Source organism: Mycolicibacterium sp. 624 (assembly GCF_040548615.1).
Lineage (GTDB): Bacteria > Actinomycetota > Actinomycetes > Mycobacteriales > Mycobacteriaceae > Mycobacterium.
In genome coordinates, this window is the sequence record NZ_JBEPRZ010000003.1 from 583,975 (window position 1) to 599,085 (window position 15,111).

Annotated in this window: 15 protein-coding genes; 3 read left to right on the top strand and 12 right to left on the bottom strand. The window is 66.2% G+C overall.

Annotation, left to right across the window (positions count from 1 at the left end; all coding sequences use genetic code 11):
- Window positions 1–22 precede the first annotated feature (22 nt).
- The 5 genes from ABIA65_RS15640 to ABIA65_RS15660 all read right to left on the bottom strand — a co-directional run bounded on the left by ABIA65_RS15640 (window position 23) and on the right by ABIA65_RS15660 (window position 5,180).
- Window positions 23–961 carry a DUF58 domain-containing protein gene (locus ABIA65_RS15640; protein ID WP_241399130.1) on the bottom strand — a complete coding sequence of 313 codons (939 nt, stop codon included), beginning with the start codon at window positions 959–961 and terminating at the stop codon, window positions 23–25.
- Window positions 958–2,094 (bottom strand): chaperone MoxR1, encoded by a 1,137-nt coding sequence (gene moxR1 / locus ABIA65_RS15645; RefSeq protein WP_354524115.1) that lies wholly within the window; start codon window positions 2,092–2,094, stop codon window positions 958–960. Before moxR1 ends, ABIA65_RS15640 begins: the two co-directional genes overlap by 4 nt.
- 148 nt (window positions 2,095–2,242) lie before the next feature.
- Complete coding sequence (gene ripB, locus ABIA65_RS15650; protein WP_371746791.1) at window positions 2,243–2,947, bottom strand: NlpC/P60 family peptidoglycan endopeptidase RipB; 705 nt, start codon at window positions 2,945–2,947, stop codon at window positions 2,243–2,245.
- A 10-nt stretch (window positions 2,948–2,957) separates the two neighbouring features.
- Window positions 2,958–4,418, bottom strand: a complete 1,461-nt coding sequence (gene ripA, locus ABIA65_RS15655; protein WP_241399132.1) for an NlpC/P60 family peptidoglycan endopeptidase RipA — start codon at window positions 4,416–4,418, stop codon at window positions 2,958–2,960.
- A gap of 219 nt (window positions 4,419–4,637) precedes the next feature.
- Window positions 4,638–5,180 (bottom strand): Rv1476 family membrane protein, encoded by a 543-nt coding sequence (locus tag ABIA65_RS15660; RefSeq protein ID WP_241399133.1) that lies wholly within the window; start codon window positions 5,178–5,180, stop codon window positions 4,638–4,640.
- 161 nt (window positions 5,181–5,341) lie between these two features.
- On the opposite strand from ABIA65_RS15660, the gene acnA reads away from it, so the two are divergent.
- A complete protein-coding gene (acnA, locus tag ABIA65_RS15665) occupies window positions 5,342–8,155 on the top strand; it encodes an aconitate hydratase AcnA (RefSeq protein WP_354524116.1) in 2,814 nt (937 codons plus the stop codon).
- A gap of 45 nt (window positions 8,156–8,200) precedes the next feature.
- The gene (locus ABIA65_RS15670) at window positions 8,201–8,764 is read left to right on the top strand and encodes a TetR/AcrR family transcriptional regulator (RefSeq protein WP_241399135.1); all 564 of its coding nucleotides are present in this window, start codon (window positions 8,201–8,203) and stop codon (window positions 8,762–8,764) included.
- Window positions 8,765–8,785: 21 nt separating this feature from the next.
- Here the strand turns inward: ABIA65_RS15670 and ABIA65_RS15675 are convergent, their stop codons facing one another.
- The 5 genes from ABIA65_RS15675 to ABIA65_RS15695 all read right to left on the bottom strand — a co-directional run bounded on the left by ABIA65_RS15675 (window position 8,786) and on the right by ABIA65_RS15695 (window position 12,974).
- A complete protein-coding gene (locus ABIA65_RS15675; RefSeq protein ID WP_241399136.1) occupies window positions 8,786–8,974 on the bottom strand; it encodes a helix-turn-helix domain-containing protein in 189 nt (62 codons plus the stop codon).
- Window positions 8,975–9,083: 109 nt separating this feature from the next.
- Window positions 9,084–10,712: an ABC-F family ATP-binding cassette domain-containing protein gene (locus tag ABIA65_RS15680; protein WP_354524117.1), complete on the bottom strand. Its 1,629-nt coding sequence runs from the start codon at window positions 10,710–10,712 to the stop codon at window positions 9,084–9,086.
- 24 nt (window positions 10,713–10,736) lie between these two features.
- Complete coding sequence (locus ABIA65_RS15685) at window positions 10,737–11,585, bottom strand: enoyl-CoA hydratase (RefSeq protein WP_502919568.1); 849 nt, start codon at window positions 11,583–11,585, stop codon at window positions 10,737–10,739.
- 29 nt (window positions 11,586–11,614) lie between these two features.
- Complete coding sequence (gene trxA, locus ABIA65_RS15690; RefSeq protein ID WP_241399139.1) at window positions 11,615–11,980, bottom strand: thioredoxin; 366 nt, start codon at window positions 11,978–11,980, stop codon at window positions 11,615–11,617.
- An 88-nt stretch (window positions 11,981–12,068) separates the two neighbouring features.
- Window positions 12,069–12,974 (bottom strand): ATP-grasp fold amidoligase family protein, encoded by a 906-nt coding sequence (locus ABIA65_RS15695; protein ID WP_354524119.1) that lies wholly within the window; start codon window positions 12,972–12,974, stop codon window positions 12,069–12,071.
- A gap of 306 nt (window positions 12,975–13,280) precedes the next feature.
- Here ABIA65_RS15695 and ABIA65_RS15700 point away from each other — a divergent pair, with 306 nt between their 5' ends.
- A complete protein-coding gene (locus ABIA65_RS15700) occupies window positions 13,281–14,219 on the top strand; it encodes a methionyl-tRNA formyltransferase (protein ID WP_354524120.1) in 939 nt (312 codons plus the stop codon).
- Window positions 14,220–14,235: 16 nt separating this feature from the next.
- Here the strand turns inward: ABIA65_RS15700 and ABIA65_RS15705 are convergent, their stop codons facing one another.
- Window positions 14,236–14,589, bottom strand: coding sequence for a metal-sulfur cluster assembly factor (locus ABIA65_RS15705; protein ID WP_241399142.1), 354 nt, complete (start codon window positions 14,587–14,589; stop codon window positions 14,236–14,238).
- Window positions 14,586–15,104 (bottom strand): Fe-S cluster assembly sulfur transfer protein SufU, encoded by a 519-nt coding sequence (gene sufU / locus ABIA65_RS15710; protein ID WP_354524121.1) that lies wholly within the window; start codon window positions 15,102–15,104, stop codon window positions 14,586–14,588. Before sufU ends, ABIA65_RS15705 begins: the two co-directional genes overlap by 4 nt.
- Window positions 15,105–15,111: the final 7 nt, after the last annotated feature.

A 15,111-nucleotide genomic window follows, 5' to 3' on the forward strand; every position in this document is an offset into this window, starting at 1 on the left:
GGTGCACTCTGGTCGTTACCCGTTACCGGCCGGACAGGCGGCGGTGCGCCACGAACCGCACCACGTCGGCGATCCAGTCCCGATCGGTGCGCAGCGTCATCAGCGGCGCGTTGCACCGTCGCAGCGTGCGCGCCACCTCGGCGCGGTGGGCTTCGGCCGCCTTGGCGAAGTCCTCGCGCAGCTGGGCGTCGATGGTGAACTCACGGGTCACACCGGACTCGGTGTCCTGCAGGATCACCTCGCCGACATCGGGAAGCTCGACGTCCCGTGGGTCGACGATCTCGATGCCGAGCACCTCGTGACGTCCGGCGATGGCACGCAGCGGCTTCATCCAGGTGATCGGCCCGAGGAAGTCGCTGATGATCACGGCCATGCCGCGCCGACGCTCAGGCCTGCGCAGCGCGTCGATGGCCGAGGCCAGGTCGCCGCGGACGCCGACTGGCGCCTTGGGCATGGTGGCGACAGCGCGCAGCAGTTCCTGCTCGTGCATCCGGCCGGACAGCGCTGGCACGCGTCTGGTGCTCTCACCGTTGGTGATCACCGCGCCAAGGCGATTGCCACCTCCGCTGTTGAGGAAGGCGACGGCGGCTGCGGCGGCGACCGCGAGATCACGCTTCTCGCATCCGGCCGTGCCGAAGTCCAGGCTGGCGGACACGTCGATAACCAGCCACGTCTCCAACTCACGGTCGGCGATCATCTGCCGCACGTGCGGAGTGGTGGTCCGCGCGGTGACCGACCAGTCCATGCGGCGCACATCGTCGCCGGGCTGATAGATCCGGGACTCCCCCGGCTCGGACCCCGGGCCGGGGATCAGACCCTGATGGTCACCGTGCAAGACACCGTCGAGCTTGCGGCGCACCGTCAGCTCGAGCTTGCGCAGTGCCGCCGAGAGCTCGGGGTCGCGGATCTGCCCCCGTTGCAGTGACGGTAGGTCGACCGTGCGGCCCTGGGTCGGGGTCACCGACCGCTGGCCGCCGCCGCGGCGGGCATTGCAGGCGCCACCGAATGGCCTTGCTGCGGAATCGCATTGACCTGAGGCAGTCCGACGGTCTGCAGAATGCGGTTGACGACCGTCTCGGCCGAGACTTCGTCGGCAAGCGCGTCGTACGTCAACACCAGGCGGTGCCGGAGCACGTCCGGGATCACCTCGACGACGTCCTGCGGGATGACGTAGTCGCGTCCGCGGATCAACGCCAGCGCGCGAGACGCCGCGATGATGCCGAGCGACGCACGCGGTGAGGCGCCGTAGGCGATCCACGCCTTGGCGTCGGACATACCGAACTTCTCGGGCTCACGCGTCGCGGTGACGATGCGCACCACGTAGTCGACCAGTGCGTGGTGCACGAACACGCCTGCGGCCACCTCCTGGAGACGCAGGAGATCGCTGGTGTCGAGGATCTGCTTCGGCGTGGGCGGGGTGACACCCATCCGGTAGATGATCTCGCGCTCTTCCTCGGGCGTCGGGTAGTCGATGTTCAGCTTGAACAGGAAGCGGTCGCGCTGCGCCTCCGGCAGGGCGTAGACGCCCTCCTGCTCGATGGGGTTCTGTGTCGCCATGACCAGGAAGGGGCTGGGCAGGGGGAAGGTCTTGCCGCCGATCGACACCTTGCGCTCGGCCATGACCTCGAGCAGGGCGGACTGCACCTTGGCGGGCGCGCGGTTGATCTCGTCGGCGAGCAGGAAGTTCACCATCACGGGACCGATCTCGGTGTCGAACTCCTCCTTGCCGACCCGGTAGATGCGGGTACCGACGATGTCGGTGGGCACCAGGTCGGGGGTGAACTGGATGCGCGCGAACGTGCCACCAACCACCTTGGCGAAGGTCTCGACCGCCAGTGTCTTCGCGACACCGGGGACACCCTCAAGGAGCACGTGGCCCTTCGCGAGCAGGCCGACCAGCATCCGCTCGATGAGCCTGTCCTGGCCGACGATGATGCGCTTGACCTCGAAGATCGCGCGCTCGAGGGTGTGCACCTCGCCCTGCAGACCGCCGTTGGTGGAAGCCCCCTGCTGCGGTCCTCCGGAGTAGCCCTGGCCCGGGCTCTGGCCGGGGAAACCTCCGGCGCCCTGCGGCGGCCCACTCGGTGACGTCATTCAGGTTCCTCCCACATTCGTTCGCGCCGAACTCGCCGCGCTTTACACCGCCCGCACTTGATCTGCAGGCGCTCGCCGTCAACTATTCCAGGCTGTTCGGAATCCGTCGACGTCGCCGGTCACCGGCGAGTCCCGACGGTCGGTCCGATCAGGACTCGATGATGCGCACCAGATAGGGCTGCAGGCCTGCCGTCCGCACCGGGCTTACCGTGACCTTCTCCGCGCTGCCCGCTGCCTCGAGCATCTTTCCGCCGCCCAGGAAAATGGCGACGTGCTGGCTGCCGCCGGGGCCCCAGAACAACAGATCACCGCGCTTGGCCTGCGACTGCGGCACCTTGCGGCCCGCGTTGTACTGGTCGCCCGAGTACTTGGGGATCTGCACGCCAACACCCGCGAAGGCATAGCGAGTGAAGCCTGAGCAGTCATAGCCGATCTTGCCTGCGTCATAGTCCACACCAGCGCTAGGCCCATTCAGCGCGCCACCACCCCAGGAGTACGGCACGCCCAGCTGCGAACCGCCGCGCCGGATGACGTACTCGATCGCCTGCGGACCGCGCACCCGCGCGCCCGCGGGCAGGCCAGCCGACGGCGTGGGAGCCAGCCCGATGCTCTGCAGGAACTTGCTGCCGAGGTTCTGGGTGGTCTCCAGCGCGAGCTGACTGACCGAGAACGCCGCATTCGCGGCGGCGACGGGATCACCGGGACCCCCGGAGCTGACGATCTTGGGCAGCGTCGGATCCCACTGACCGCCATCGGGCTCGGCCGCGGCGGGCATGGCGAGGCCGATGGCGAGTGCCAGCGCACAGAACACCGTGGCCAGCGCCTGGAGAGGACGAACAGAAGTCAAACGCAAGGCAATCCCATCAGTATTCGATCATTCGAGTCACATAGGGCGTCATACCGCTGGTCCGCACCGGCGAGACCTTGACGTGTGACCCGGTGTACGGCGCCTCGAGCATCTGGCCATTGCCCAGGTACATCGCGACGTGCTGACTGGCGTTGGGTCCGTAGAAGATCATGTCGCCGCGGCGCATCTGCGACGACGGGATCTTGCGGCCTGCGTTGTACTGCGAGCCCGTGTAGTGGTCGAGCTTGATGCCGACACCGGCGAACCCGTACAGCATCAGCCCGGAGCAGTCGAAACCGACTGTGCCCGCACCGGAGTCGATACCCCTACTGGCACCGGCAGCGTTACCGCCACCCCATGAGTAGGGCACGCCCATCTGCGACTGCATCCGCTGGATGACGTACTCCGAGGCCTGACGACCGTAGACGCGGGGTATCGCGCCGTTGGTGATTCCCGTTGGCGTGGGCAGGATCCCGAGCTTCTGCAGGAATCCGCGACCCAGGTCCTGGGTGACCTGGAAGGAGGACTGCGCGATCCCGAGGATCGTGTTGATGATCGCAATCGGGTCACCGCTGACGAACGCGCTCGGGATGGCGGGCAGCGTCGTGTCCCACTCGGAGGCCTGGCCGGCCTGCGGCTGCGCGCCCGGGGTGCGGTCCCAGTCCGGCGACGCGTTGGCCCCGGGAGCCGGATTCGCCGCCGCGGGAGCCGGGCTGGCCCCGGGAACCGCAGCGGCTTGCGGCTGCGCTGCGGCGGCGGGTGCCGCCTGCTGACGCGCGGCGGCCAGTTTGGCTTGCGCAGCGGATCTTTCAGCGGTCAGCCTGTCCAGCTGCACCTGCTGGTCGCCAAACGTCTTCTGCGCCTGCGTGAGCGCGTCAACGGCGGAGTCCTGACTGCTCTGGGCGTCGGCAACTGCCTGATCGGCCTTCTGCTTGGCCAGCCGGGCGGCGGACTCGTGATTGACCTGCTCGGTTCTGGCCTGCTGGAGATCGGCCATCACCTGCTGCGACGAGATCATCAGAGTCTGTCCGGCCGTGGCGGTGTCGATGATGTCCGCGGGGTCGGTGGCTGTGACGTACGACGCCGCGGGCCCGTTCATGTAGGTCGATGCCGCGAACGCGTCGAACCGCTTCTGTGCGGCGGTGATGGCCGCATTGGCGTCCTTGAGGCCGACCTGGCTGGCCTCGACGTCGCGTTGCGCCGCAGCGGCATTGTCGCGTGCGGTCTGCACGCCGAGGATCGCCTGGTTGACGCCCTCCTGCTCGCTCTGGATGTTCGCGCCGAGTTCCTGCAGACGCTGATTGGCGTTGGCGACGTCGGCGACGAGGCCGGCGATTCCGGAGGGACTGCCGGGGTCAGCCACGGCGATCCCCGTGCCGTGGCTGACCACCGACGTGACGACGATGCCGACCGCGAGCGAAGCCGCGCCGACCCTGCAGCACAGACGGTAGGCAGAGGCGCGAATGTTGCGTCTCATCGGACTCACTGTCTCCTCGGATCCAACGCGAACGCCCCGGCACGTCCGTCGAGTTCTTGGTCACAGAGGCCACAAAAGACACTCCTGCAACATCAAGCACCATCTGCACCGTACGTCACATGAAGCGCCAAAGAAACGTTCGTGACGAATTACAAACTTGTAATTGAAACGGGCGTTATCGAATGGTGATCTTCGAATTCGAAGAACGCCGAATTCGCGTCAGTTCGCCGGAGGCGCAGGCGCTTCCGGCGCGGGCGCGGCGACGGACCGTCGGGCCCGGACCTGCAGCATTCGCGTGGCCACCGCGGCGGCCAGCACCCCGATGATGAGCACTATCGACAAAGCCGTCCACGGAAAGTGCGTCTCAGTCAACTCGCCCGCAAAATTCTTCGCCGACTGCACGGGATCACCCGGAACCTTTGCCAGATCCTGGCCGGCCTCGAGGGTCACACGGTCGAATTGTTCGCTGTAGGTACCTGCGAACGAGGGGCTGATCGCCAGCACCGTCGAACCCGGGTTGGCCTCACCGACCTCGGTGGCGATATCGCGTAGCGGTGTGTCGATCGGCGGGTTCGTGGGTATGACGACGATCTTGAGGTCGACGCCGTCCGCACGGGCGTCGGCGACCACCTGCTTGAGCCCTGGCACGTCCTCGGCGGGCGCGCTGACCCCGTCTGCGGCAACGGCGGCGATCACGGCGTTGATGTCGACGTCGGCCGGGATGTACGCCGGCAGCGACGGGATGACGTGCGGACCTGTCACACGGGCAGGCTACGCGATAGGTGCGGAAACGATTGGCAGCACGCGCTGATCAGGACAAGACTGGGACCCATACCCGCAAGGGTTTACAGGACAAGCGTACTGCTAGGATTGAGGGCGCCGCCGACACAGCCCGTCGCGGCGATGACTAAACGGGAGTTGATGTGAGCAGTAAGGATTCCGTTAATTCGTTCGGAGCCCGCGACACACTGAAGGTCGGGGACCAGAGCTACGAGATCTACCGCCTGGACGCGGTGCCCGGCACCGAGAAGTTGCCCTACAGCCTGAAGGTCCTCGCCGAGAATCTGCTTCGCACCGAGGACGGCGCGAACATCACCAAGGAGCACATCGAGGCGATCGCCGGTTGGGACCCCGCCGCCGATCCGAGCATCGAGATCCAGTTCACCCCGGCCCGGGTGATCATGCAGGACTTCACCGGCGTGCCGTGCGTCGTCGACCTCGCCACGATGCGCGAGGCCGTCGCCGCACTCGGTGGCGACCCGGACAAGGTCAACCCGCTCTCCCCCGCCGAGCTGGTCATCGACCACTCGGTGATCCTCGACGTCTTCGGTAATGCCGGCGCCTTCGAGCGCAACGTCGAACTCGAGTACGAGCGCAATGGCGAGCGCTACCAGTTCCTGCGCTGGGGCCAGGGCGCCTTCGACGACTTCAAGGTCGTCCCGCCCGGCACAGGCATCGTGCACCAGGTCAACATCGAGTACCTGGCTCCCACCGTGATGGTCCGCAACGGTAGGGCCTACCCGGACACCTGCGTGGGCACAGACAGCCACACCACCATGGTCAACGGCCTGGGCGTGCTGGGCTGGGGCGTCGGCGGTATCGAGGCCGAGGCCGCCATGCTGGGCCAGCCCGTCTCGATGCTCATTCCCCGCGTCGTCGGCTTCAAGCTGACCGGCGAGATCAAGCCCGGCGTGACCGCCACCGATGTGGTGCTGACAGCCACCGACATGCTGCGCAAGCACGGTGTGGTCGGCAAGTTCGTCGAGTTCTACGGCAAGGGCGTGGCCGAGGTCCCGCTCGCCAACCGCGCAACCCTGGGCAACATGAGCCCCGAATTCGGTTCCACGGCAGCGATTTTCCCGATCGACGAAGAGACGATCAAGTACCTGCGGCTGACCGGCCGGTCCGACGAGCAACTGGCCCTGGTGGAGGCCTACGCGAAGGAACAGGGCATGTGGCACAACCCGGAGAAGGAGCCCGTCTTCTCCGAGTACATCGAGCTGGACCTGTCCACCGTGGTGCCCTCGATCTCGGGCCCCAAGCGCCCGCAGGACCGCATCGAACTCACCGATGCCAAGAACGCGTTCCGCAAGGACATCCACAACTACGTCGAGGAGAACCACCCCGCGCCGGAGACCAAGCTGGACGAGGCCGTGGACGAGTCCTTCCCGGCCAGCGATTCCGTCTCGCTCTCGTTCGCCGATGACGGTGCTGTCGACGCGCATCCGTCCGCCGCCAATGGCAGCGAGGGACGTCCGTCCAAGCCGGTGAAGGTGCGCTCCGCGGATCGCGGCGACTTCGTGCTCGACCACGGCGCCGTCGTCGTCGCGGGCATCACATCCTGCACCAACACGTCGAACCCGACGGTGATGATCGGTGCGGCGCTGCTGGCCAAGAAGGCCGTCGAGAAGGGCTTGACCTCAAAGCCGTGGGTGAAGACCAACATGGCACCTGGCTCACAGGTGGTCACCGACTACTACAACAAGGCCGGGCTGTGGCCGTACCTGGAGAAGCTCGGGTACTACCTGGGCGGCTACGGCTGCACCACCTGTATCGGTAACACCGGGCCCCTGGCGGATGAGATCTCGGCGGCCATCAACGACAACGACCTCTCGGTGACCGCGGTGCTGTCAGGCAACCGCAACTTCGAGGGCCGCATCTCCCCCGACGTCAAGATGAACTACCTGGCGTCACCGCCGCTGGTGATCGCCTACGGCATCGCGGGCACGATGGACTTCGACTTCGAGTCGGACCCGCTCGGCACCGATCACGACGGCAATGACGTGTTCCTCAAGGACATCTGGCCGACCGGGGCCGAGATCGAGGAGACCATCACCTCGTCGATCAACCGCGAGATGTTCACCGATTCCTACGCCGATGTGTTCAAGGGTGACGAGCGCTGGCGTTCGCTGCCGACACCGGAGGGCAACACCTTCGAGTGGGACGACAACTCCACCTACGTCCGCAAGCCCCCGTACTTCGACGGCATGCCCGCCGAACCGGAGCCGGTCAAGGACATCACCGGCGCGAGAGTTCTTGCTCTACTGGGTGACTCGGTGACCACCGACCACATCAGCCCGGCCGGTGCCATCAAGCCGGGCACCCCGGCGGCGCAGTATCTGGACGCCCACGGCGTGGAGCGCAAGGACTACAACTCGCTGGGCTCACGCCGTGGCAACCACGAGGTGATGATCCGCGGCACCTTCGCCAATATCCGGCTGAAGAACCAGCTGCTCGATGATGTGTCCGGCGGCTACACCCGCGACTTCACCCAGGATGGCGGCCCGCAGGCGTTCATCTACGACGCCTCGGAGAACTACCAGAAGGCCGGTATCCCGCTGGTCGTGCTGGGCGGCAAGGAGTACGGCTCCGGTTCGTCGCGGGACTGGGCGGCCAAGGGCACCAGCCTGCTTGGCGTGCGCGCGGTCATCACCGAGTCATTCGAGCGCATTCACCGGTCGAACCTGATCGGCATGGGCGTCATCCCGCTGCAGTTCCCCGCAGGCGAGTCGGCGGCATCGCTGAAGCTCGACGGCACCGAGGTGTTCGACATCAAGGGAATCGAGGCTCTCAACGAGGGCAAGACGCCCAAGACCGTGCACGTCACCGCCACCAAGGAGGACGGCACAAAGGTCGAGTTCGACGCGATCGTGCGTATTGACACGCCCGGCGAGGCGGATTACTACCGCAACGGCGGCATCCTGCAGTACGTGCTGCGTAACATGCTCAAGTCCTAACCGGAATCGATAAGAGCCGGAACCGCAGAAGAGAAGGGCATCTCGTTGCCCCGGGTAACCGACGACCACCTTGCGGCGCGCCGTCGCCAGATCCTTGACGGCGCCCGCAGGTGCTTTGCTCAGTACGGCTATGAGAGTGCGACCGTGCGACGGCTCGAACAGACAGTCGGGCTGTCGCGCGGCGCAATCTTTCATCACTTTCGGGACAAGGACACACTGTTCTTCGAACTCGCGCGTGAGGACGCCGAGCGGATGGCCGACGTCGCGGCACGCGAGGGACTGATCCAGGTCATGCGTGACATGTTGGCCGCCCCAGACCAGTTCGACTGGTTGGCGACGCGGCTGGAGATATCCCGCAAGCTGCGCAATGACCCCGCGTTCCACGCCGGCTGGGCGGAACGCTCAGCCGAACTGTCGACGGCGACCACCGAACGGCTCCGTCGCCAGAAGCTCGCGGGACGGCTTCGTGACGACGTGCCGGCCGGCGTGCTCCAGATCTATCTGGATCTCGTTCTCGACGGCCTAATCGCCCGCCTGGCCGCAGGCGACGATCCGGAGAGTCTCAGCGCGGTACTCGACCTCGTCGAGGAGTCGGTTCGACAGAGGTGAGGCCGGCTTGCGCGTGCGGTGCTAGCTGCGGGTGCGGTGATTGGGTCCGCCACGACTGCGCATGGGCGTTCCGGACTCCCTCAGCATGGCGTGAATAGACCCGTATGACCGGCCCGTGTCCGCCGCCAGCGTGCGAATGCTGGCTCCCTGCTCGTAGGCACGGCGCAGCTCATCGAGTAACTGATCGCGCGACTTGTCTGCGTAGTTCATCGGCACCTCCCAGCGTCCATCGTGGACGGTTACCCGCATTGCTGCGGGTTCAACCTGAACCGCCCCCGATGCCGCGTTAGATGCCGTGTGCAGCGTTTTACGGTCGCACTCAAGCCAATTCGATGAGGTCCCGGTACTCGTCGGACCAGTAGTCCTCAGTTCCGTCGGGTAGCAATACGACGCGCTGCGGATCCAACGCCTCGGCGGCGCCCGGATCGTGGGTGACCAGCACGACCGCGCCCTGGTAGCTACGCAGCGCGTCGAGCACCTGCTCACGTGATGCGGGGTCGAGGTTGTTGGTGGGTTCATCGAGCAGGAGCACGTTCGCGGTGGACGCGACGAGTCCCGCCAGCGCGAGACGGGTCTTCTCGCCGCCGGACAACGTGCCCGCGGGCTGATCGAGCTGTGGACCGGTGAACATGAAGGCACCGAGCAGGCTGCGCAGATCCTGTTCGCCGGTGTCGGGTGCGGCGAACCGGATGTTCTCCCACACCGACGCGAGCCCGTCGATGGTGTCGTGCTCCTGCGCGAAGTATCCGAGCTTGAGACCGTGTCCCGGCTCGATCGCACCCGCGTCCGCAGCCTCGGCTCCCGCGAGGATGCGCAGCAGCGTGGTCTTACCCGCGCCGTTGAGGCCGAGGATCACGACGCGCGAGCCCTTGTCGATCGCCAGGTCGACGCCGGTGAAGATCTCCAGCGAACCGTAGGTCTTGGTCAGCCCCTTGCCCACCAACGGTGTCCGACCGCAGACGGCGGGCGTGGGGAACCTGATCTTGGCCACCTTGTCGGCCACCCGCTCGTCGTCGAGTTCGGCGATCATGCGCTCGGCACGCCGCAGCATGTTCTGTGCCGCAACGGCCTTGGTGGCCTTGGCACCCATCTTCGCTGCCTGGGTACGCAGGGCGGAGGCCTTCTTCTCGGCGTTAGCGCGTTCCCGGCGGCGACGCTGTTCGTCGGTCGAGCGGGCGTCGAGGTACTTCTGCCAGCCCATGTTGTAGACGTCGGCCTCGCCGCGCACCGCATCGAGGAACCACACCCGGTTTACGACGTCGGCGAGCAGATCCACATCGTGGCTGATCACCACGAGGCCCCCGGTGTGCCCCTGCAGGAACGTCCGCAGCCAGCCGATGGAGTCGGCGTCGAGGTGGTTGGTTGGCTCGTCCAGCAGCAGCGTGGTGTCCGATCCCGAGCCGGTGTCCGACGCTGCGAAAAGGATGCGGCTCAGCTCGACGCGGCGGCGCTGACCGCCCGACAGGGTGCGCAGGGGCTGCGTCAGAATCCGTTCCGGTAGACCGAGGCTCGCGCAGATCCGGCCTGCCTCGCTCTCGGCGGCATACCCCCCGAGTGCCGCGAAGCGCTCCTCGAGCTCACCGTAGCGGCGTATGGCCTTCTCCTGGGCGGCGTCGTCGACCACCTCGGCCATGATCGCCTGCTGCTTCTCCAGGTCGGCGAGCAGTGTGTCGAGCCCACGCGCCGAGAGCACCCGGTCTCGCGCCAGCATGTCCAGGTCACCCTCGCGGGGATCCTGTGGCAGGTAGCCGATCTCGCCGGTCCGCTCGATGGAGCCCGCGTAGGGCTCCCCCTCGCCCGCGAGGATCCGCATGGTGGTGGTCTTGCCCGCGCCGTTGCGCCCGACGAGGCCGATGCGGTCGCCGGGCTGGATCCGCAGGGCGGCGCCCTCAATGGACAGCAGCGTGCGCGCGCCGGCGCGGACCTCGAGGTCCGTTGCGGTGATCACGCTGTTCTCCTCAGTGTGTGGGTGTTACTTGTCGTCGGTGAAGGTCGCGGGTCGGTTTTCGGCGCGCGCAGCGACCGCTTCCTCAAAGTTGGCGGTGAGTAGACGCACGAACAGCTGACCCAGGCCCTCGGCCTGCATATGGCCCTCCAGGCTACCGGCGTCCAGTCCACTCCAGAGCGTGCGCTTGGTCAACTCGATTCCCGGCCGCGAGAACCCCGCGATGCGGTCCGCCATCTGGAGACACGTGTCGAGGAGCTCCTCATCGGACACGGTGCGCGACACCAGTCCGATGCGCTCGGCCTCCTGTGCGTCGACGTCGCGGCCAGTCAGCATCAGCTCGAACGCCCGTGACGTGCCAATTGCCCGCGGGAGCAGGTAGGACAGGCCCAGTTCGCTCGCCGTCAGACCGTTGTTGATGCCAGCCGCCCGGAAGTACGCGCCCTGTGCGGCGACACGGATATCGCACGCCAACGCCAGGCACAATCCGCCTCCGATCGCCGCCCCGTTGACCGCGGCGATGACCGGCTGATGCAGCTTGCGTATGGCCAGAATCACATCATCGAGCAGCTCCATGGACCGCAACGCGAACGTGGGCCGGGTCAACCCGTCGACATGCGGTACCGAACCCGCGGACTTCTGGTCGGCTCCCGAGGAGAAGCCGCGACCGGCACCCGTCAGTACGACCGCGCGCACCGCGTTGTCGTGGGTGATCTCGTCGAGCGCCTTCTTCAGCGGGACCATGACATCGAATGCCATGGAGTTCATCCGCTCGGGCCGGTTCAACGTCAGTACTGCCACGTACGGCTTCGGACGGTCGACAAGCACCAGGGGTGACGCCGTGGCCTCGTTGTTCTGCTCGCTCACACGGTGCACGCTATCGCGCGCACCGCGGCCGCCAGGGCCTACTGCCCGTCGGCGGCCTTCTGCGCGGCCAACGCGGCCTCCACGTCGAGTTCCTTGAGCTGAACGATGATGTCCTCGAGGGCCTTGGGTGGAAGCGCACCGGACTGCCGGTACACCAACACACCCTTCTTGAACCCCATGATGGTGGGGATGCCCTGGATCTCGGCTTCCCGTGCCAGAGCCTGCTCGGCGTCGGTGTCCACCTTGGCGTGCACGACGTCGGGATGCTTCTCGGACGACGCCTTGAAGGTGGGCGCGAACGCCTTACACGGGCCGCACCAGTCCGCCCAGAAGTCGACCAACACGATCTCGTTGTCGGCGATGGTTGCGCTGAACTCTGCAGCAGTGATGTCTTGCGTGCTCACGCCTCTCCTAACGTCGCTGTCCCGGGCAGTATTCCCAGCTGGGACGCTGCCGGACTTCCTCAGCGAGTCTAACGAGGCTGTTCGCCCGTCACGGTTGGCCGAGCCGCACCTGCTCCGGCGTGGGCAGCTGCCAGTGCTTGCCCTGCTCGACGTCGAACGTCATCGGCCGGTACCGGAGCAATCCACTGCCGGGGTACGGGGTGTACTCCCCGAACCAGACGTCGCCGTCGACCGCGTACAGGTCGATCCTGATGAAGTCCCAGCCTGACCCGAGAGTGCTGGCGATCTCCAGCATCGTCTCCAGCTCCGGTGGCCGCGGTTCGTCGGCCACAGGCATGATTCGCCAGCACACGTCCAGTCGGTTCCAGTCGGTGTCTAGGAATGTGGCGGTCTGGGATGAGAACCGATCCCGGTTCACCTGAATGAGTTCCACCCGACCGTCGAAGACGAAGAACTTGTAGTCGGTCGGCGCCGCGCCGTCGGGGGTCGGGATGCGCTCCTCGAGCAGCAGACCCGGCTGTGCCTCGCTGTAGCCCCACTCGCCCAGCGCCAACGGGCCCTTGTTGCCCCAGCCCTGCGTCTGCTTCAGTAGCGCCGCCATATCGGTCTGCGGATCGGGCCCGAAGAGGACGTGGCCACTGCTGTGGTTCGGCTTCAGCACCCATGGCGGCAGAAGCGCCAGGTCCGGGGCGTCGCGCAGATCGGTGCCGAACCAGTAGGTCTCGGGGATGCGCAGCTGTGGACCCGGGTACGCCGCCCGCGCCATCTCCTTCATGCGCATCTTGTCGCAGGCGGCGGCGATCCGGTCCCGCCGGTCGTGAAAGATCCGCCAGTTGGCCTTCTCGTTGAAGGTGCTCGGCCGACGGAAGTTACCGGGCTTGCGGATCATCCACAGGTAGAGGAGGTGGCGCATCAGCCGTAGCGGTATTACGCGCACTGTCACCCAGTGCACCGCCCGTTCCACCGCACGCAAGGACGCTTTGACCGACTGCACGAGGCCCCCTTCTCCGCGTCCGCGATCAATGAGCGCGACCAAGGTCTGCGATTTGAGCAACTGGTTCACCACGGTTCCGCCGTCACCTTCATGCCGTAGGTAGTACCAAACGCCGACAGTTCTGTGGGCGCTACCTACCGGGCGCACCTGGCCGGGCGTGGTTCGACCGAAGGCCGGTGTGATTGCGGCGACCCAAATAGCCAACGAACTTAGCAGAGGCTAACATAACTACCCGTCGTGGCAGCAACGTTTCTCGAGTGTCAGGAACGCCGCCGCCCGGCTTCGACTTCTTGAAGGGATTTGGCAATGCGCATCGTCTTCTTCGGCTTCCAGACTTGGGGGCGTAGGACCCTGCAGGCCTTGCTCGACTTGGGCCACGATGTGCCGCTCGTGGTCACACATCCCGCGAGCACGCAGTCCTACAAGGCCATCTTCTCGGACTCCGTCGAGGAACTCGCGCGTGAGCGCGGCATCCCGGTCCACCTCACCGACCGGATCGACGCCGAGACCATCGATCTCGTCAAGCGATCCGAGCCCGAGGTCAACGTCGTGAACAGCTGGTACACCAAGTGGCCAGTCGAGTTGTACGACCTGCCGCCGCACGGCACGTTGAACTTCCACGACTCGATGCTGCCCAAGCTCACCGGGTTCTCCCCCGTCCTGTGGTCACTGATCAGCGGCGAGAGCCACACCGGACTGACCGTCCACCGCATGGACGAGAGCCTCGACACCGGAGACATCCTCGTTCAACGATCCATGCCGATCGGCCCGAAGGACACCGGCACCGACCTGGTGCTCCGAACCATGGACTTGATCCCCGACGTACTACGGGAGGCACTCGAGGCACTCGAGACCGGCAACGCCGTGTGGCGGCCGCAGAACAAGGCCGAGCGAACGTACTTCCACAAGCGCTCCGAGCACGACAGCCTCCTCGACTGGACGCTGCCTGCGGAGGAACTGGAGAGGTTCGTCCGCGCGCTGTCCGACCCGTACCCGTCGGCGTTCAGCTTCTACCGCGGAGAGCGGATCGAGGTGCTGGCTGCGCATGTGTCCGAGGTGCGCTACGGCGGCACTGTTGGACGTGTCATCGTGCAGGAGGGCGGCGGAGCCGTCGTGTGCGGCCCGAACGCACATCGGGGCACCAACCGTGCGCTCGTGATCACGCAAGTGCGGGGAGCCGACGGAACCGAGCGTCCCGGCAGCGAGGTGTTCGCCCGCGGTGGCTACCTGAGCCACCAGCCCTAGGCCGACCGCGGTCGGCCTAGACGGTGAAGCCGAGTGCCCGCAGCTGCTCGCGGCCGTCGTCGGTGATCTTGTCAGGCCCCCACGGCGGGTTCCACACCCAGTTGATCTTGATCTCCTTGACCAGACCCGCGCCGACGAGGGCGGTACGCGACTGGTCTTCGATCACATCGGTCAGCGGGCAGGCCGCCGAGGTCAGCGTCATGTCGATGAGTGCAACCTTGCCGGTGTCACCCTCCTCGGTGGACAGGCCGTAGACGAGGCCGAGGTCCACGACGTTGATCCCGAGCTCGGGGTCGACGACATCGCGCATCGCCTCCTCCAGGTCTGCGATGAACTCCTCGTCGGGTTCGGTCGGTGCTGCGTCGCTCATCGTCGTTCCTCCACGTCCTGGCTGGCCGGAGCCAGCTCTTGGTCCAATGGCTTGGCCTCCGCCAAAGCGGTATTCAATGGCTTGGCCTCCGCCAAGGCGGCCTTGAATGCCATCCAACCCAACAGCGCGCACTTGACGCGTGCCGGGTACTTGGCGACGCCGGCGAATGCCACACCGTCGCCAATCACGTCTTCATCGCCCTCGATATTGCCGCGCGACGAGATCATCTCGGTGAACGCGGCCACCGTCTTGAGTGCATCGCCGACGCTCTCACCGATTACCTGATCGGTCAGCACCGACGTCGCTGCCTGGCTGATCGAGCATCCCTGCCCGTCGTAGGACACATCGGTGACCGTCTCGCCGTCCTCGGACAGGGTGACCCGCAGCGTCACCTCGTCACCACAGGTCGGGTTGACGTGCTGCACCTCGGCGGCGAACGGCTCGCGCAGCCCGCGGTGATGCGGGTGCTTGTAGTGATCGAGGATCACTTCCTGATACATCTGCTCCATTCGCACGGCAGAC

Excerpts from the sequence above, each read along its gene's own strand:
- ABIA65_RS15700 (WP_354524120.1), top strand. The coding sequence starts at position 13,281 with ATGCGCATCGTCTTCTTCGGCTTCCAGACTTGGGGGCGTAGGACCCTG.
- moxR1 (WP_354524115.1), bottom strand. The coding sequence starts at position 2,094 with ATGACGTCACCGAGTGGGCCGCCGCAGGGCGCCGGAGGTTTCCCCGGC.
- ABIA65_RS15705 (WP_241399142.1), bottom strand. The coding sequence starts at position 14,589 with ATGAGCGACGCAGCACCGACCGAACCCGACGAGGAGTTCATCGCAGAC.
- ripA (WP_241399132.1), bottom strand. The coding sequence starts at position 4,418 with ATGAGACGCAACATTCGCGCCTCTGCCTACCGTCTGTGCTGCAGGGTC.
- ABIA65_RS15675 (WP_241399136.1), bottom strand. The coding sequence starts at position 8,974 with ATGAACTACGCAGACAAGTCGCGCGATCAGTTACTCGATGAGCTGCGC.